Source organism: Streptomyces sp. CB02009 (assembly GCF_001905825.1).
GTDB lineage: Bacteria > Actinomycetota > Actinomycetes > Streptomycetales > Streptomycetaceae > Streptomyces.
In genome coordinates, this window is sequence record NZ_LIVV01000006.1 from 133,727 (window position 1) to 150,425 (window position 16,699).

Consider the following 16,699-nt stretch of genomic DNA (forward strand, 5'->3'; position numbering starts at 1 on the left):
TCCCTCTCTCTCATCGGTGGGGGGTGGTGACGGTCAGTTCCTGGACCAGGTGGTCCGAGAGGTCCTCCGCGGCACGGAAGCGGTACGAGCCGACCCGCGCGCCGCCGCCGGTGAACGCCCAGTCGATCCGCCACAGCCGCAGCCGCGCGCGGGCGTTCCAGCTGGCCGGGAGGACCGAGCGGCAGGCGCCGATCGCGTCGCGCAGCGAGCGCGGCATCCGGCGGATGTCGCCGATGGCGGCACTCGTGTTGAAGTCCCCGGTCACCAGGACCGGGTGCGGGTTGCCCCGCAGGTCGGCGACGAGCGCCGCGTACTCCCGGTCGCGGGCGGCGGCCCGGCGCCGCATGTCCCGGAGGAAGGCGGGCCGCAGCGGGTTCATCACCGTGAGCTGGACCGGGATGTGCACGTTGTACGTCGACAGGATGCCCTCTCCGACGCGCAGGTCCACCCGGAGCGAGCAGGCGCCGACCGGGACGGGCTCCCCGGCGGGCGGGAACCGCGACAGCGTCACGGAGTTGTTGCCGACGGCCAGGTGGTGCCCGGGGAACGCGGCCCGGATCCGCTCCTCGTCGTCGATGTCCCAGACCTCGCCGCCCTCGAAGCCGTTCAGGTACTCCTGGAGGACGTAGACGTCCGCCGAGAGGGAGCGCAGGAAGGCGTAGAAGCGCTCGGGGTCGCCGCCCTGGTTCCAGTGCTGAGTGTTCCAGGAGACCATGCGCAGCCCCGCCCCCGCCTCCGAACGGCGGCCGAGCGCCCGCAGGTTGACGCCGTTCTGCGTCCAGCCCGCGAGCAGGGAGCCCGCGGCGACGGCCCCTGCCGTCCACCCGCCGGAGACCGCGGCGGCCGCGAGCAGGGCGAGCGGGACGGCGGCGAAGGCGAGCGGCGGCAGCAGGGAGACCGCGAGCCAGGGCCACCAGCGCCCGTTCAGCGCGAGGTGCAGGGCGAGGAACACCGCCCAGACCAGGGCGCAGGACAGCAGCACGTCGGTCACCCGTTCCCCGGCAGGGACACCCACAGGTCCTGTACCGCGTGGTCGGAGAGCTTCTCGGGCTCGTTGAACTCGTAGCGCTCGGCCTTCGCCCCGTTGCCCGTGAACGCCCAGTCGGTCCGCCAGAAGGGCTTCCAGCCGCCCTCCTCCCAGCTCGTGGGGTACGGGTCCGTGCTCACGTCCGCCGCGTCGTCGAGGCGCTCCCGCAGCGGGTCGAGGTCCGACATCGCCGCCGTCGCGTTGAAGTCGCCGGCCACCACGACCGGGTTGCGGTTGGCCGCGAGGTCGGCCTCCAGGCCCGCGTACTGCGCCCGGCGCGGGGCGAACCGCTCCCGCATGTGGCGGTAGAACGCGGCGGAGAGCAGCCCGTCCGGCATGCTGTTCCACACCGGCATGTGCACGTTGTAGAACGACACCGTCCGGCCCCCGACCCGCACGTCCGTCCGCAGCACCTTGTTCTCCCGGTACTCCGCCCGCCAGTCCGCGCCCGGCGGCAGGTCGGCGGCCGGGCCCACGGCCGGCTGCCGCAGGATCGGGAAGCGGGAGAGCGTCACCAGCTCGCCCCGGACCGCGACCTCGTAGCCGGGGAACTCCCGGTGCAGCCGCGCCAGGTCGTCGATCGGCAGCCTGCCCTTGCGGTCGGCGGTCACGTGCTGGTACTCGTGCAGCAGGTAGACGTCCGCGTCCTTCGCCTTCAGGAACGCGTAGAAGTGGTCCTGGGTGCCGAGGAGCTGGTTCCACGAGTTGGTGTTCCAGGCGAAGACCCGTACGGAGTCCGGGCCGGGCCTCGGCTCCGACCGCCACAGCGCCGCCGGGTCGAAGCCCGACTGCCCGAAGCCCACGACCAGGGCGAGCGCGGCGGCCGCGAGGCTCCGCCACCGGGCGGCGCCCCGGGCGAGCGGGGCGAGCGCGGCGAGCAGCAGCGGGACCACGGCGAACACGGCCGGCGGGACGATGCCCACCAGGTGCCCGAGCCAGATCCGGCCGTCCGCCGCCCACTCGACGAGGAGCAGGACGAGCCAGGCGAGGGCCGCGCCGAGGACGAGCCGGTTCAGGCGCCGCCGGGCCGGGGCGACCCGTCCGGGGCCGGCCGGGGCCTGTGCCGGGGCCCCGGTCGGCGTGAGCGTGTCAGCCATGGGAGGCCCCCGCGGCCCCCGCAGCCCCCGCGGCCACCCCGGCGGCCGCCGCCGGGCGGTCCGGCAGGGGCTGCGGGTCGTACAGGTGCCGGAACCGCTTCGAGCACAGCCACTGCACGCCCGCGACCCCGATCGCCGCGAACACCGTCAGGTTCACGAGGAAGTTGACGGCCACGAAGTACCCGAGGAACAGCCGCCCCCGGTGCCGCCGCACCTCCCGGTACATGTCCAGATCGCCCCACACACCGAGGGCGAACAGGGCGAGCGGCAGCAGCGCCCACACCGCTCCCCACAGCGCCGGCGCGGCGAGCGCGGCCACCGTCAGGGGCGCGGCGAGGCTGGCCCCGGCCCGCGGGCCGGTGACGAAGCCGCCCTGGAGGTGCCGTCTGCCGAGGATGAGCGGGACGGCGAGCCGGGCCCGCGCGAAGACCTTGTCGAGGACGATCCGCACGGTGTCGTCGTGGTCGTGCCGGCCGCGCACCTCCAGGGAGCTGAGCACCGTGTACCGCTCCGAGATGCGGCGTCCGTAATCCTGGTCCTCGGTGTGCCGCAGGATCGGGTTGAACGGTCCCACCTCGTCGAAGACCCGCCGGGGGATCGCCAGGATCGCGGTGTGGACGGTGTCGATGACGCCCTCGGACTTCAGGAGCAGGTGGTACTGCTGGAGCGAGCGGTACTCCTCGATCAGGCTGTCGCGGATGAGCGGCTCGGGCTCGTAGGTGCCGCAGATCGCCCCGTACCCCTGTCCGGAGCCGAGGAGTTCGACGGACCTGGCGACGGCGTCGGGGTGCATGGCGACGTCGGAGTCGAGGAAGACCAGGATCTCGCCCGAGGACAGTTCGGCGCCGAGGTTGCGGGCGACCGCGACTCCGCTGTTCACACCGGTGGAGACCACGCGGGCGCCGGCCGCGGCGGCGATCGCCGCGGAGTCGTCGGTGGAGCAGTCGTCGACGACGAGGACCTCGACGTTCGGGTACGTCTGGGCGAGGGCGGCCTCGACGCACAGGCCGATCGAGCGGCCGTAGTTGTAGTTGGGGACGATGACGGAGACCAGCGGAACGGACATGATCGGGTTCTCCTAGAAAAGGACCTTGGCGAGGGAGAGGGCCCCCTGCCGCCACGGTTCGACACTGGTGACGCCCTCGCCCTTCTTCGCGGGGCGGGCGCCGGCGGGGAGCGCGGCGGTGGCGAGCCGCTGCTCGCGCCACCAGGCGAAGGTGCGGAGGATCGCGTCCTGGTTGGAGTGCTTCGGACGGAAGCCGAGGACGTCCCGGGCCTTGTCGGTGGAGACGAAGCTGTCGTCGAGGAGCTTGTGCAGCAGGCGTCCGTAGACGGGGGAGAGACCGGAGCGCTGGAGCAGGCTGAGCGCGGCGAGCGCCGGCTTCGCGGGCATGGACCGCACCCGCTTGCCGTGCCCCGCGGCGTCCAGGACGGCCTGGAAGTCCTCGCGGATCGTGCCGAACGAGGTGGCGCCCAGGTTGAAGGTGTCGTCGGCCTTCGCGGCCGGCGCGTCCATCGCGGTGACGACCGCGTCGACGAGGTCGTCCACGTCGAACATCTGGATGCGGACGTCGCCCCGGCCCAGGACGGGGAAGTTCCGGCCCTCCTCGGCCCACTCGAAGAGCATCGCGAACAGGCCCATCCGGCCCGGCCCGAGGAAGGTCTTGGGCCGCAGGATCGGTACGCACATCTCCCGGCCGCGGAACCGCTCGGCGACCTCCTCGGCCTCGGCCTTGGCCGCGCTGTACGTGTCGACGGGCTCGCGCGGGTACTCCTCCGGCGTGGGCACCACCTTCGGCAGGCCGTACACGGCGGTCGAGGAGATGTGCACGACCCGGGGCACGGCGTTCGCCTCGGCTGCCGTCAGGACCGCCTCTGTGCCGCCGACGATCACCGAGCGGATCATGTCGGCCGGGTAGCTGGGCAGGGCGGCGGCGCAGTGCACCACCACGTCCGCGTCCGCCGTGACCCGCTTCATCGTCACCGCGTCCCGGACGTCCGAGACGGTGTGCGTCAGGTTCTCGTGCTCCGTGCGCGGGGCCCGCAGGTCCACGCAGTGCACCTGGCGGCCGTCGCCGAGCAGCCGGTCGATCAGGGTCGAACCGAGCATGCCGGCACCGCCGGTCACCACAATGCGCTCTACCACAGCGACGACACCTTCTCCTTGACGAAACGGGTGAGCAGACGGGGCAGACCCTGGGCGAGGGTCTTGTCGAGGCAGTCCAGGAAGAACTCGACCTCGTGCGGCTCGGCGACCAGCGAGGGGGCCACCATCAGCGGGTTGTCGCCGTTGAGCGTGTAGTACGTGTAGATGCCGTGGTCCCGGTAGAGGGCGTTGACCACCGACGAGGTGATGAGCTTGGTGCGGAAGCGCGGGTCCTTCGTCATCGCGCCGGGCACCAGCTTCGTCACCAGCTCCAGGATCTTCGGGCCCTTGTGCAGGAAGACCCCGTGGAGCGCGCCGTGGCCGCGGACCTCGGCCACCACGTCCGGGTACTCCTTGGCGATCCGCGCCAGACCGGGCGCGAGGATCCGCTCGATGTCCCGGGCGCGGGCCGGATAGTCGTCCTCGACGGCCACGTTGACGGCCTCGATGGCGGTGACCGCCTCCTCGCCGAAGCCGTAGTAGGTGGTGGACGTCGACTGGAGGAGGGCGTCCGTGAGGTTGTCGTAGGCCTTGCGGAAGACCGGCTCGCGGGCCACGAAGGCGGAGATGGAGGACTTGCCGCCGCCGAAGGACTTGGAGGTGGTGAGGATGTCGGGGACCAGGCCCTCGTACCGCATGAAGTGGAAGAGGGTGCCCGTCTTGCCCCAGCCGGTGTAGATCTCGTCGAAGAGCAGCACGATGTTCTCGGCCGTGCACAACTCCCGCAGCCCGCGCAGGAACTCCTCCGAGCACTCGTTCATCGTCGACGCCGACAGCGGCTCGATGAGGATCGCGTACACGTCCGACTCGCCCTTTTCGGTGCGGAGTTCGGCGACCAGCGTACGGACCGAGTCCAGGTCCCCGTACCGGAAGATCCCCACGCCGGGGATGCCGGGGAACTGGAACCCGGACTGGTTCTGGCCGGTCAGGCTGCCCGAGCCGAGGAGCTTGCCGTGGAAGGAGATGTCGGCCCGCAGGACCCGGGAGCGCCGGCCGCCGTGGTACTTGTACGCCAGCTTGACCGCGCCCTCGACCGCCTCCGCACCGGAGTTCGGGAAGAACGACATGTTCAGGTCGCCGGGCAGCAGCTCCGCGAGGTTGTGGCCCAGGGCCGCGACGTACGGCGAGAAGTAGGTCTTGTGGACCTCCATGCTCTTCCGCTCCTGGAAGCGCTGCCGGGCGGCGAGGATCCGGGGGTGGTTGTGGCCGTGGTTGAGGACGCCGACGCCCCCGGTGAAGTCGAGCACGCGGCGGCCGTCGCGCTGGGTGATCCAGACGCCCTCGGCGCTCTCGACGAGCTCCTGGCCGAAGCCGAAGGAGGTCATCAGGGAGACCTGGCTCTTGTTGACGTGGTCCTTGTACAGGCCGTGGACCTGCTTCGTCGTCAGCGACTCGCAGTCGTCGACGGAGTACAGCGGGGGCATGGTCAGTCCTTCGCGGGGATCGGGCGGGCGGGGGGAGCGGAACGACGGGGGAGGGTCAGGAGGAGGGCGGCGCCGCCGACGAGGACCTCGCTGAGGGTGCAGACCACCCGGCTGGCGACGGCGACGGCGGTCGCCTCCTGCCAGGGCAGTACGGCGGTCAGCGCCAGGAGCAGCAGGGCCTCGCGGGCACCCCAGCCGTCCGGCAGCACGACGACGAGGCTGGCGGCGGCGGTGGCCAGGGCGAAGCCGCCCACGCAGACCGGCAGCGCGGTCAGCGGCGGGGCGCCGAGCATCACGGCGAGGGCCCACAGGTGCAGCCCGCCGACCGCCCAGGACGCGGTGGCCGAGGCGAGCGCCCGGCGCATGCCCCGGTCGCTCGCCCGGGTGGCGGGCGCCGGCCGGCGGGCGAGCCGGGCGGCGGACGCCGCCAGGTGGTGCAGCAGTCCTGGCCTTACGGCGAAGGCGACGGTGACCGCGCCCGGCAGGACCAGCCACCAGGCCTCCGCGCCGATCGTCCAGGGTGCGGCGATCGGGCCGACGGCGAGGCCGGTGAGGACGGCCACGATCAGGTTCAGCAGGAAGACGGCGAGCACGACCGGCGCGGACACACCCGCCGCGCCGCCCATCCGCAGCTGGGCGAGGACGCCCCAGACGGCCCCGGGCACGTACTTGCCGAGGTAGGAGGTGAAGTAGATCCGGGTCGCGGTCCGGCCCGGCACTCCGGGACCCAGGTCGGTGAGGAGGGTCCGCCAGGTGGCCATGGAGAGCAGGACGGCGAGTCCGTTGGCGACCAGCGCGGCGAGGAGGTACGGGACGGAGTCGGGGCGCAGGACGAGGGCGGCGAGCTCGCCGGCCCGGCCGTACAGGGCGAAGCCGATGCCGGTGACGACGGCGACCGGGAAGAGGACGGGGAGGGCGCGGCGGAGTCGGCCGCGCGGGGCCGGGGGAGCTTCGGCCGCGGCGGGGAGCGGGGCGGCCTCCTGGCCGGTTGTCGGGGCGGGCTGCGGGTCGGTTGTCCGGCCGGGCGTCGGGGCGGGCGTCGGGTCGGGCCCGGTGCCTGTCGGTGCGACGGTCGGCGCGACGGTCGGGGCGGTGGTCGGCGCCGTCATGACCCGAGGTGGCTCAGCGGCCACGCGCCTGCGAGCAGCGCCGACCAGAGCAGGGCGTTGGAGACGGTCATCCGGTCGCTGAACAGCGCCCGCGAGGGATTGCCGCCGCCCGCGTCGACCACGAGCAGCTGCAGGTAGCGGGCGAGTCCGAAGAGCGCGAACGGGGCCGTCAGCACCGCGACCAGCGGTCCGTGCGGGCCGAAGACCGGGCTGCCCTGCACCTGGAGGACGTAGCTGACCGCCGTGAGCACCGCGGTGAAGGCGAGCAGCTGGTCGAGGAAGCCGAGGGTGTAGCCGCGCAGCGCGGGCCGGTGCAGCACCCCGCCGACCGCCATCTCGTGGCGCCGCTTGCCCAGGATCAGCAGCAGGCAGAGGGAGAAGACGCAGAGGGTGAGCCAGCTCGGCACGGGGTTGCCCGAGGCCAGGCAGCCCTGGGCGAGCCGCAGGACGAAGCCGAGGGCGACGATGAAGACGTCGAGCAGCGGGACGTGCTTGAGCCCCTTGCTGTACGCGGCGTTCAGTGCGACGTACGCGGCGACCGGCCACCAGTCGACGAGCGAGGCCGTCCCGGTCACCGCCGTGAGAGCGACCGTCGCCGCGAGGAGGACGGCGAGGGCGGCGGCGAAGGAGACGGCGGTCCCGACGCCGATGCGGCCGGCGGCGATCGGCCGGTGCCGCTTCTCCGGGTGCCGGCGGTCCCTGTCCCGGTCGCCGAGGTCGTTGACCAGGTAGATCAGCGCGGAGGCCAGGGTGAAGACCCCGATCGCGGCGAGGGCCCCGCCGAGCGCGGCACCGTCGAGGTGGGGCGCGCCGAGCAGACCGAGGGGGACGACGACCAGGTTCTTCGTCCACTGGTGGGGTCGTACGAGGGAGGTGAGGTCGGCGAGCCGACTGGGAGGGCGGGAGGCCGGCGGGCGGGCCGTCGGCGCCTCTCGGCCGGTGAGCGTGGGCGTGGCCATGAACGGACTCCTGGGGGGAGGGGCGTACGGGAAGGGGCGGCGGTCATCCGGTGGAGGTCGAGGTGAGGGAGGGGGAGCCTGCGGTGGCGTCGGGGCGGTCCGCCGGGACGGCCTTGCCGCGGCGGCGCACGCTGGGCCCGAAGTCCGGCTCGGTGAGCCAGCGGACGGTGCCCCGGGCCGCGCCGAGCACGATCGCCTGGTGCAGGACGAAGTGGACGGCGGTGAAGTAGAGGAGGAAGCCGGGTCCGCGGGTCCGCAGGGCGAACCTGCTCAGGCCCGGGTCGGCGCAGGCGAAGACCAGCGCGCACAGGGCCGGGACGAGCAGCAGCCACGGCGTGAGCAGGCCGAGCAGGAGGGTGGGGAGGGTGAGCGCGGCGGCGAGGACGCCGAGCGGCCGGTTGGCGGTGAGGCCGCCCTCCCGCAGCTGTCCGAGCGCCGCGATGAGCAGCTGCGAGCGCCGGTACTGCTCCCGGAGCATCGCCCCGAGCCGGTCGACGTCGTCGTGCCGGCCGCGGATCGCCTCCGTCATCACGATCCGGTGGGTGCGGACGAGCCGGCCGCTGTACTCGACGTCCTCCGAGTCCCGGAGGTTCTCGTCGAAGGGTCCGGTCGCCTCGAAGACCTCCTTGCGGATCGCGCCGAGGGCGAAGAACGCGGTGCGGACCTCGCCGACGGCGCGGCGGCGCCAGAAGTGGGCGTGCAGGGCGTGGTAGCGCTCCACGGGCCCGTCGTCGAAGAGCGGCTCGGGGTCCAGCACGCCGTGGACGCAGCCGAGGCCGGGGTCGTCCCTGAGCAGGTCGGCGGCGTTGGCGAGGGCCTCGGGGTGGAGGGCGGTGTCCGAGTCGAGGAAGAAGAGGACCTCGCCGCGGGCGGCGGCGGCCCCGAGGTTCCGGGCGGCGGACACCCCGCTGTTGTGGGGGTTGGCGATCAGGACGACGTCGAACTCCCGGGCGATGTCCCGGGACCTGTCGGTGCTCGCGTCGTCGACGACGATGACGTCGAGCGGGGCGTGGGTCTGGGCGAAGACCGAGGTCAGGCAGGCGTGGAGGGTCTTCTCGTAGTTGTAGTTGGGGATGACGACGGACACGCTGGGACGAGCCCTGGACATGGGGGTTCCTCGGGAGGGCGGTCGGGGGATTTCGGCGTGGGGGGCGCTTCAGAGCAGCCGGAAGTCCGCGATGCGGTGGTGGGAGAGCTCGGGGGAGTGGCCGAGGAGGCGCCGGCAGAGCAGCAGCGCGTGGCCGACGGCTTCGATCTCGTCGGGGCCCCGGATGTAGAGGGCCAGGCGGATCGTCCGGTCGAGAACCAGCGCCCGTGCGGACTCGAAACGGTCCTGCGGACGGGCGACGCGGTGCAGCGTCTCGACGAGGAGTGCGGCGGACGGGGCCGGTGGGGGGTCGGTGTCCGGGGCGGGTTCGTCGTCCGGTGCCCTCATCGAGATGCCGACGAGGTAGATGACGATCAGCCCCAGGAGAAGCCGTTGTCGCTGTCGTTCGTCTGCGCGGTGGGGGTCGCGGTGGGGGCAGTGGTGGTGGCGGTGGTGGTGGTCGCGGCCGGTACGCCGTCGGTGGCGGCGGCGACCACCGGAGCGCCCGCGGTCGCCGGCTCCGTCGTCGCCAGGACGAGGGTCAGCGCGGCCGCGGCGGGGACGAGCAGGGCGAGGGCGGGGCGGACCTGAAAACGGGCGAAAGTGGCGAAACGGGCGCTGCTGGGCATGGCGGGACTGCCTTCCTTGCGGTGCGGACGAGGAATGTCGGGGGCGGGTCTCCCGGCGCCGCTCCCGGGCTCTTCCGGGCGGCTCCGACAGGTCCAAGACTGGCCCGCCGGGGGTGCCCTGTCACCGGAGAACGGCTGGCGCCAAGTGCGTGGCCGTTAGGAGTCAGCCCGGACGCACGGCCGCCGCGCGCCGCTGATCTGGGGGTTTCCGGGAGGCGTCACGTTGCTGCCAGGCGGAAGGTGCCGGGTGGCCGTCATCTCCTCGTACGGCCTCCGGAAACGCCGGACGGCCGCACCCGGTGGGGTGCGGCCGTCCGTGTCGTGCGGAGGTGGCGTCGTCGCTCAGCCGTTGGGGCGCTTGAGGCGCGCCACGAACTTGTACCGGTCGCCGCGGTAGACCGACCGTACCCACTCGACCGGCTCGCCCTCGGCGTCCAGCGAGTGGCGGGAGAGCATCAGCATCGGCAGGCCCACGTCCGTGCCGAGCAGGCCGGCCTCGCGCGGGGTGGCGAGGGAGGTCTCGATGGTCTCCTCGGCCTCGGCGAGGTGCACGTCGTACACCTCGGCGAGGGCGGTGTACAAGGAGGTGTACTTCACAAGCGAACGGCGCAGCGCGGGAAAGCGCTTTGCGGAGAGATGGGTGGTTTCGATCGCCATCGGCTCGCCGCTCGCGAGGCGCAGCCGCTCGATGCGGAGCACCCGTCCGCCGGCCGAGATGTCGAGCAGTCCGGCGAGCGTGTCGTCGGCGGTGACATAGCCGATGTCGAGGAGCTGCGAGGTGGGCTCCAGGCCCTGGGCGCGCATGTCCTCGGTGTACGAGGTGAGTTGCAGCGCCTGGGAGACCTTGGGCTTGGCCACGAAGGTGCCCTTGCCCTGGATGCGCTCCAGGCGGCCCTCGACGACCAGCTCCTGGAGGGCCTGGCGCACCGTGGTGCGCGAGGTGTCGAACTCGGCGGCGAGTGTGCGCTCCGGGGGGACCGGCGTGCCGGGCGGCAGGGTCTCCGTCATGTCGAGCAAATGCCGCTTCAGTCGGTAGTACTTGGGCACGCGCGCGGTACGGGTGGGTGTCCCGCCCTCCGACTCCGTGCTGCCCGCGTCCGTGGCCATTGCCTGCCTTCCCGACTCCTGTGCTGCTGCCGTCACCGGCTCCTCCGTCTGTCGCGGCTCACATGGTGGCACGGACCGGTCACGGGTCGTCGCCCTCCCTCAGGTGTCGGTCCGATAACGGACGCGACTGCCCTTCTTATACACCCTTGACACCCCTAAAGGTCTAGGCCAAGCTCCGGGTACTGGTCTAAACCATTAAAGACCAGGTCCCAGCCCCACGAGCACTACCCGACGTATGTCTTCGCGCGGTGGGCAGGGGTTGCAGGCATCCCTGAGGAGGGTGGCGTGAAGCGCAAGCTCATCGCGGCGATCGGCGTCGCAGGCATGATGGTCTCTATCGCTGCGTGTGGTGGTTCCGACAGTGACAAGGGTAAGGACGGCGCCAAGGCGCCGGCCGGGGGCGACAAGACCCTGACCGTCTGGGTCATGGACGGTTCCGCGCCGGACGCGTGGATGGCCGAGGTGAACAAGGCCTTCGAGGCCAAGCACCCGGGCGTCAAGGTCAAGGTCGAGAAGCAGATCTGGAACGGCATCCAGGAGAAGGTCACCACCGCGCTCTCCGAGGACACCCCGCCGGACGTTCTCGAGCTCGGCAACACGCAGACCGCGGGCTACGCCGTGACCGGCGGCCTCGCCGACCTGTCCGGTGACAAGGCCACCCTGGGCTACGACGCCTGGAACAAGGGCATGGTCGCCTCCAACGAGCTGGACGGCAAGCTCTACTCCGCCCCGTGGTACGCCGCCAACCGCGTCGTCGTCTACGACAAGGCCGCCTTCAAGAAGGCCGGTGTCACCCCGCCCAAGACCCGCGCCGAGTGGGTCGACGGCCTGAAGAAGCTCAAGGCGTCCGACCCGAAGTCGCAGGCGATCTACCTGCCGGGTCAGTCCTGGTACGTCCTCGCCGGCCTCATCTGGGACGAGGGCAGCGACCTGGCGGTCAAGGACGGCGACAAGTGGAAGGGCAACCTGTCCTCCCCCGAGGCCGCCAACGCCGTGAACTTCTACAAGGAGCTGGCGTCCTACTCCACCGCTCCGAAGGACAAGGACGAGGCGACCCCGCAGCAGTCCACCGACATCGTCCCCAAGGGCGGCGTGGCGTCCTGGATCGGTCTCGGCTGGGAGGCCGGCGGCGCGATCGACGCCATGAAGAAGGCCGGCAAGACCGCCGACTTCGGCTACTTCCCGATCCCGGGCAAGACGGCCGACAAGCCGGGCTCCGTCTTCCTCGGCGGCTCGAACCTCGCCATCGCCGAGCGGTCCCAGAACAAGGACCTCGCGAAGGAGTGGCTGGCGCTCGCCGCCGGCAAGGACTTCATGACGAAGTACGCCGCCGCCACCGAGGGCGCGCTGCTTCCGAACACCGACGCCGCGCAGTTCAAGCCGGCCGCCGGCTCCTTCGCCGAGGCCATGGCCGCCTCCTCCGCCTCCGGCAAGGTCACCCCGGTGACCCCGGGCTGGGCGAACGTCGAGACCGCCCCGAACCCGATCAAGGACTTCATGACGAAGGTCCTGAAGGGCGAGGACCCCAAGACCGCCGGCGAGGCGGCCGACAAGGTCATCAACGAGCGCATCAACCAGCAGTAATCAGCAGCACCAGCAGTAATCCGTAGCCCGGTGGTGCGGCCGGTCTCGCACCGGCCGCACCATCGGCGCTTCACGAGTGATCAGCGGCCCGCTCCCCCGGGCCGCGCCCCGGTGGGCGCGGGAGCCCCAGAACCGCGAGGAATAAGACCATGACCGTGGACTCCCAGGGGACGGCGACCGCCGATCCTCAGGACGCGCCCGGGAGGGCGGCAGGGAAGTCTCAGACTCCGCCACCCCCTTCGGGCCCGAAGGAAGTCCTTAAGCCTTCGCGCGGCAGACGTTCCCTGCCCAGCGGGTGGCTGCCGTACCTGCTCGTCGCGCCTGCCCTGCTGTCCATGGCGGTGCTGCTGCTCTACCCGCTGATCCGCAATGTGATCCTCTCCTTCCAGGAGCTCAACCGGAAGGAGTTCATCACCCGCGAGACCGTCTGGACCGGCTTCGACAACTACACCGAGCTCCTCGGCGACCCGGACTTCTGGACCGTCGTCGTCCGAAGCGTCGTCTTCACGGCCGTCAACGTCGCGCTGATCATGGCGATCGGCACGGGCATAGGCCTGCTGCTCAACCGCCTCGGCAAGAAGATGCGACTGGTCCTCTCGCTGGCCCTGATGTTCGCCTGGGCCATGCCGATCGTCGCCTCCGTCACGGTCTTCCGCTGGCTCTTCGACGAGCAGTTCGGCGTCGTGAACTGGCTGATGCGCACCCTGGGCTTCGACGGCTACGAGCAGCACAACTGGTTCGAGACCGGGTTCTCCACCCTCGTCATCATCATGATCCTGCTGGTCTGGGGATCCATCCCGTTCGTCGCCCTCAACATGTACGCCGCCCTGACCACCATCGGGTCCGAGCTGTACGAGGCCGCGAAGATGGACGGCGCCAGCGGCTGGCGCACCTTCTGGGCCGTGGTCTTCCCGAACCTGAAGTCCTTCTTCATGATCACGACGTTCCTGGAGATCATCTGGATCTTCAAGGCGTTCGCCCAGGTCTACGCCATGAACCAGGGCGGCCCCGACCGCGGCTCCGAGACGCTCCCCGTCTTCGCCTACATCGAGGGCGTCGGCCAGTTCCACTACGGCGTCGCCGCCGCCATCTCCATCCTGACGATCGTGATGCTCATCGCGGTCATGTCCTTCTACTTCCGCCTGATCCTGAAGCAGGAGGAGGAGCTGTGAGCGCCACCACCGAGACTCCGCAGAAGCTGCGCACCAGGAGGCCGCTCACGGTCGGCGTGGTCGCCAAGAACCTCACCGCCCTCGTCCTCGCGGTCGTCTTCGTCTTCCCCGTGTACTGGATGTTCTCGTCCTCGCTGAAGCCGCAGCACGAGATCATGACGAAGGACCCCGTCTTCGTCTTCACGCCGACGTTCGAGAACTACTCGACCGCCACCGGGGTCGACCTGTTCTGGACGTACGTCACCAACAGCCTCATGGTGACCATCGGCGCCGTGCTGCTCGCCCTTCTCGTCGCGCTGGCCGCGAGCTTCGCGATCGCCCGCATGAGGTTCAAGGGGCGCAAGGGCATCGTCCTCATCGTGATGATGGCGCAGATGGCCCCCTGGGAGGTCATGGTCATCGCGATGTACATGATCTCCCGTGAGAACGACATGCTGAACAGCATTCCGATGCTCACGCTCGTCTACTTCGTCATGGTCCTCCCCTTCACGATCTGGACCCTCCGCGGCTTCATCGCCGCCGTCCCGGTCGAGCTGGAGGAGGCCGCGCAGATCGACGGCTGCACCCGTGGCCAGGCGTTCCGCAAGGTGATCTTCCCGCTGCTCGCCCCCGGCCTGATGTCGACCTCGCTCTTCGGCTTCATCACCGCCTGGAACGAGTTCGCCATGATCCTCATGCTGAACAAGGAGAAGGAGTCGCAGACGCTGACGCTCTGGCTGACCCAGTTCCAGACCGCGTTCGGCAGCGACTGGGGCGCCACCATGGCCGCCTCGACGCTCTTCGCGCTTCCCGTGCTCGTCGTCTTCCTCTTCCTGCAGCGCAAGGCCGTCGGCGGCATGACCGCCGGCGCGGTGAAGGGATAAGGGCTCCCCATGACCACACTCGTACACGGCACGGACACCCTGACCCGTGACGCGCTCACGGTGCTCCAGCCCGGCTTCGTCGGCACCACCGCGCCCGACTGGCTGCTCCGCCGCATCGGCGAGGGACTGTCGTCCGTCGGCCTGTTCGGCCGGAACATCGTCAGCCCCGAGCAGCTCACCGCGCTCACCGCGCAGCTGCGGGCCGAGCGGGACGACGTCCTCGTCGCCATCGACGAGGAGGGCGGCGACGTCACCCGTCTCGAGGTCAAGCAGGGCTCCTCGTTCCCCGGCAACTACGCCCTGGGCAGCGTCGACGACGTCGAGCTCACCCGGGCCGTGGCCCGCGAACTCGGCCGCCGGCTCGCGGCCTGCGGCGTCGACCTCAACTGGGCGCCGTCCGCCGACGTCAACTCCAACGCCGAGAACCCGGTCATCGGCGTCCGGTCCTTCGGGCCGGACCCGGACCTGGTCGCCCGGCACACCGTGGCGTACGTCGACGGCCTCCAGGGCGTCGGGGTCGCGGCCTGCACCAAGCACTTCCCCGGACACGGCGACACGAACGTCGACTCGCACGACGCGCTGCCCCGGATCGATGTGGACCTCGCCACACTGCACACCCGTGAGCTGGTGCCTTTCCGCGCGGCCGTCGCCGCGGGTACCAAAGCCGTCATGAGCGCGCATATCCTGCTCTCCGCGCTCGACCCCCACCGGCCGGCCACCCTGAGCCCGCAGATCCTCACCGGTCTGCTGCGCCAGGAGCTGGGCTTCGAGGGGCTGATCGTCACCGACGGCATGGAGATGCAGGCCGTCGCGGCGACGTACGGCATCGAGCGCGGATCCGTCCTCGCCATCGCCGCGGGCGCCGACGCCATCTGCGTCGGCGGCGGGCTGTGCGACGAGGACACCGTGCTGCAGCTGCGCGACGCGCTCGTCACTGCGGTACGGACCGGTGAACTGCCCGAGGAGCGGCTGGCCGACGCCGCGGCGCGCGTGCGCGCCCTGGCGTCCTGGACCCAGGCGCACCGGGCCAGGGGGGCTGAATCGGTGTCGGGCGCGGCAGTGCAGGAGGGGACCGCGCCCGGCACCGACATCGGACTCGTCGCCGCCCGCCGGGCCCTGAAGGTGACCCGTGGGAAGCAGCCGTACACCCCGGTGAGCAGCGCCCCCTACGTTGCCTCCTTCACCCCCGTCGCGAACTTCGCGGTCGGTGACGAGACCCCGTGGGGCATCGCCGCCGAGCTGGAGCGGCTGCTGCCCGGCACGGAGACCGGCTCCTACGCCGACTCCTCCGTGGACGCGCTCCTCGCCGCCGCGGGGGAGCGCCGGATCGTGGCGGTCGTCCGCGACGCCCACCGGCACGCGTGGATGACCGAGGCCCTGGACGCCCTGGTGGCGGCCCGCCCCGACACCGTCGTGGTCGAGATGGGCCTCAACGAGGCGGAGCCCCGCGGGGCCCTGCACATCGCCACCCACGGCGCGGCCCGGGTCTGCGGCCGCGCGGCCGCCGAGGCCGTCGTCGGAACCGGCGCCTGACGGAACGTACGCGAAGGGGCCCGGCACCTGGACAGGTGCCGGGCCCCTTCGTCGTGCACGGGGGAGTCCGGGCCGCTCAGATGCCCTGCCAGGCGGGCTTGTTCGCGAAGGTGTGGCGGAAGTAGTCCGCGAGCTTCAGCTTGGAGGCGGCGGCCTCGTCCACCACGACCGTGGCGTGCGGGTGCAGCTGCAGCGCGGAGGCCGGCACGAGCGCCGCCACCGGGCCCTCGACGGTCTGCGCCACGGCCTCGGCCTTGCCCTCGCCGGTGGCGAGCAGCACCAGGTGACGGGCCTCCAGGATGGTGCCGATGCCCTGGGTGATGACGTGGTGGGGCACCTGCTCGATGTCGTTGTCGAAGAAGCGGGCGTTGTCCACGCGGGTCTGCTCGGTGAGCGTCTTGATCCGGGTGCGGGAGGCGAGTGAGGAGCACGGCTCGTTGAAGCCGATGTGCCCGTCGGTGCCGATGCCGAGGATCTGCAGGTCCACGCCACCGGCCTCGGAGAGCGCCGTGTCGTACGCGTCGCAGGCCGCCAGGACGTCCTCGGCGGAGCCGTCGGGGCCCATGAAGGCCTCCTGGGAGAGCCCGAGCGGCTCGACGACCTGGCGGAGCACGGTGGAGCGGTACGACTCGGGGTGGCCCGAGGGCAGCCCCACGTACTCGTCCAGCTGGGCGATGCGGGCCCGCGAGGCGTCCACGGAGCCGGCCTTGACCTGGGCGATCAGGGCGTCGTAGATGGGCAGCGGAGTCGAGCCGGTGGCCACGCCGAGCAGCGCGTCGGGCTTGCGGCGCAGGAGGTCGGCGATGCCGTCCGCGATGAGCTCGCCGCCCGCCTTGGCGTCCTTGACGATGACAACTTCCACGCTGTGCCTGCCGATCTGGTGAGGGGCTGGTGAGGAGCCATGTGGTATAGACCAATCAAAGCCAAATCTAGCAGAGGAGGGGCCTTCCCCTCATGCCGTT

16 protein-coding genes are annotated in these 16,699 nt (G+C 71.4%); 4 read left to right on the plus strand and 12 right to left on the minus strand.

The features are described from left to right. Window positions 1-10: 10 nt before the first annotated feature. The 11 genes from AMK27_RS24425 to AMK27_RS24475 form a co-directional block, all read right to left on the minus strand. Window positions 11-991, minus strand: coding sequence for an endonuclease/exonuclease/phosphatase family protein (locus tag AMK27_RS24425; RefSeq protein WP_073912215.1), 981 nt, complete (start codon window positions 989-991; stop codon window positions 11-13). After that, a complete protein-coding gene (locus tag AMK27_RS24430; RefSeq protein WP_073912217.1) occupies window positions 988-2,124 on the minus strand; it encodes an endonuclease/exonuclease/phosphatase family protein in 1,137 nt (378 codons plus the stop codon). Before AMK27_RS24430 ends, AMK27_RS24425 begins: the two co-directional genes overlap by 4 nt. Then, a complete protein-coding gene (locus AMK27_RS24435) occupies window positions 2,117-3,190 on the minus strand; it encodes a glycosyltransferase family 2 protein (RefSeq protein ID WP_073912219.1) in 1,074 nt (357 codons plus the stop codon). The genes AMK27_RS24430 and AMK27_RS24435 overlap by 8 nt, the downstream gene beginning before the upstream one ends. Before the next feature lie 12 nt (window positions 3,191-3,202). Beyond that, complete coding sequence (locus AMK27_RS24440; RefSeq protein WP_073912221.1) at window positions 3,203-4,270, minus strand: NAD-dependent epimerase/dehydratase family protein; 1,068 nt, start codon at window positions 4,268-4,270, stop codon at window positions 3,203-3,205. Beyond that, window positions 4,264-5,694, minus strand: coding sequence for an aspartate aminotransferase family protein (locus AMK27_RS24445; protein WP_073912223.1), 1,431 nt, complete (start codon window positions 5,692-5,694; stop codon window positions 4,264-4,266). Before AMK27_RS24445 ends, AMK27_RS24440 begins: the two co-directional genes overlap by 7 nt. Before the next feature lie 2 nt (window positions 5,695-5,696). Then, on the minus strand, window positions 5,697-6,803 hold the full coding sequence (locus tag AMK27_RS24450; RefSeq protein ID WP_073912225.1) for a lysylphosphatidylglycerol synthase transmembrane domain-containing protein: 1,107 nt from the start codon (window positions 6,801-6,803) through the stop codon (window positions 5,697-5,699). Then, window positions 6,800-7,762, minus strand: coding sequence for a UbiA prenyltransferase family protein (locus tag AMK27_RS24455; RefSeq protein ID WP_073912227.1), 963 nt, complete (start codon window positions 7,760-7,762; stop codon window positions 6,800-6,802). Before AMK27_RS24455 ends, AMK27_RS24450 begins: the two co-directional genes overlap by 4 nt. A 43-nt stretch (window positions 7,763-7,805) precedes the next feature. Beyond that, on the minus strand, window positions 7,806-8,870 hold the full coding sequence (locus AMK27_RS24460) for a glycosyltransferase family 2 protein (RefSeq protein WP_073912229.1): 1,065 nt from the start codon (window positions 8,868-8,870) through the stop codon (window positions 7,806-7,808). 48 nt (window positions 8,871-8,918) lie between these two features. Next, window positions 8,919-9,197, minus strand: coding sequence for a hypothetical protein (locus AMK27_RS24465; protein WP_073912231.1), 279 nt, complete (start codon window positions 9,195-9,197; stop codon window positions 8,919-8,921). A gap of 26 nt (window positions 9,198-9,223) precedes the next feature. After that, the gene (locus AMK27_RS24470) at window positions 9,224-9,478 is read right to left on the minus strand and encodes a hypothetical protein (RefSeq protein WP_073912233.1); all 255 of its coding nucleotides are present in this window, start codon (window positions 9,476-9,478) and stop codon (window positions 9,224-9,226) included. 342 nt (window positions 9,479-9,820) lie between these two features. After that, window positions 9,821-10,585 (minus strand): GntR family transcriptional regulator, encoded by a 765-nt coding sequence (locus AMK27_RS24475; protein ID WP_030320859.1) that lies wholly within the window; start codon window positions 10,583-10,585, stop codon window positions 9,821-9,823. 285 nt (window positions 10,586-10,870) lie between these two features. On the opposite strand from AMK27_RS24475, the gene AMK27_RS24480 reads away from it, so the two are divergent. The 4 genes from AMK27_RS24480 (at window position 10,871) to AMK27_RS24495 (ending at window position 15,737) form a co-directional block, all read left to right on the plus strand. Continuing rightward, on the plus strand, window positions 10,871-12,169 hold the full coding sequence (locus AMK27_RS24480; RefSeq protein WP_073912235.1) for an extracellular solute-binding protein: 1,299 nt from the start codon (window positions 10,871-10,873) through the stop codon (window positions 12,167-12,169). Between the two features lie 149 nt (window positions 12,170-12,318). Continuing rightward, window positions 12,319-13,341 (plus strand): carbohydrate ABC transporter permease, encoded by a 1,023-nt coding sequence (locus tag AMK27_RS24485; protein ID WP_073912238.1) that lies wholly within the window; start codon window positions 12,319-12,321, stop codon window positions 13,339-13,341. After that, entirely contained in the window at window positions 13,338-14,204 is an 867-nt protein-coding gene (locus AMK27_RS24490) for a carbohydrate ABC transporter permease (protein ID WP_079188581.1), read from the plus strand. Before AMK27_RS24485 ends, AMK27_RS24490 begins: the two co-directional genes overlap by 4 nt. 9 nt (window positions 14,205-14,213) lie before the next feature. After that, a complete protein-coding gene (locus AMK27_RS24495) occupies window positions 14,214-15,737 on the plus strand; it encodes a glycoside hydrolase family 3 protein (RefSeq protein ID WP_073912241.1) in 1,524 nt (507 codons plus the stop codon). Between the two features lie 76 nt (window positions 15,738-15,813). Here the strand turns inward: AMK27_RS24495 and nagB are convergent, their stop codons facing one another. Beyond that, window positions 15,814-16,599: a glucosamine-6-phosphate deaminase gene (gene nagB / locus AMK27_RS24500; protein ID WP_073912243.1), complete on the minus strand. Its 786-nt coding sequence runs from the start codon at window positions 16,597-16,599 to the stop codon at window positions 15,814-15,816. Between the last annotated feature and the right edge of the window lie 100 nt (window positions 16,600-16,699).

Coding starts and splice junctions, on each gene's coding strand:
- AMK27_RS24430 (WP_073912217.1), bottom strand. CDS start 2,124: ATGGCTGACACGCTCACGCCGACCGGGGCCCCGGCACAGGCCCCGGCC.
- AMK27_RS24445 (WP_073912223.1), bottom strand. CDS start 5,694: ATGCCCCCGCTGTACTCCGTCGACGACTGCGAGTCGCTGACGACGAAG.
- AMK27_RS24475 (WP_030320859.1), bottom strand. CDS start 10,585: ATGGCCACGGACGCGGGCAGCACGGAGTCGGAGGGCGGGACACCCACC.
- AMK27_RS24450 (WP_073912225.1), bottom strand. CDS start 6,803: ATGACGGCGCCGACCACCGCCCCGACCGTCGCGCCGACCGTCGCACCG.
- AMK27_RS24435 (WP_073912219.1), bottom strand. CDS start 3,190: ATGTCCGTTCCGCTGGTCTCCGTCATCGTCCCCAACTACAACTACGGC.
- AMK27_RS24495 (WP_073912241.1), top strand. CDS start 14,214: ATGACCACACTCGTACACGGCACGGACACCCTGACCCGTGACGCGCTC.
- AMK27_RS24465 (WP_073912231.1), bottom strand. CDS start 9,197: ATGAGGGCACCGGACGACGAACCCGCCCCGGACACCGACCCCCCACCG.
- AMK27_RS24470 (WP_073912233.1), bottom strand. CDS start 9,478: ATGCCCAGCAGCGCCCGTTTCGCCACTTTCGCCCGTTTTCAGGTCCGC.
- AMK27_RS24455 (WP_073912227.1), bottom strand. CDS start 7,762: ATGGCCACGCCCACGCTCACCGGCCGAGAGGCGCCGACGGCCCGCCCG.
- AMK27_RS24485 (WP_073912238.1), top strand. CDS start 12,319: ATGACCGTGGACTCCCAGGGGACGGCGACCGCCGATCCTCAGGACGCG.
- AMK27_RS24460 (WP_073912229.1), bottom strand. CDS start 8,870: ATGTCCAGGGCTCGTCCCAGCGTGTCCGTCGTCATCCCCAACTACAAC.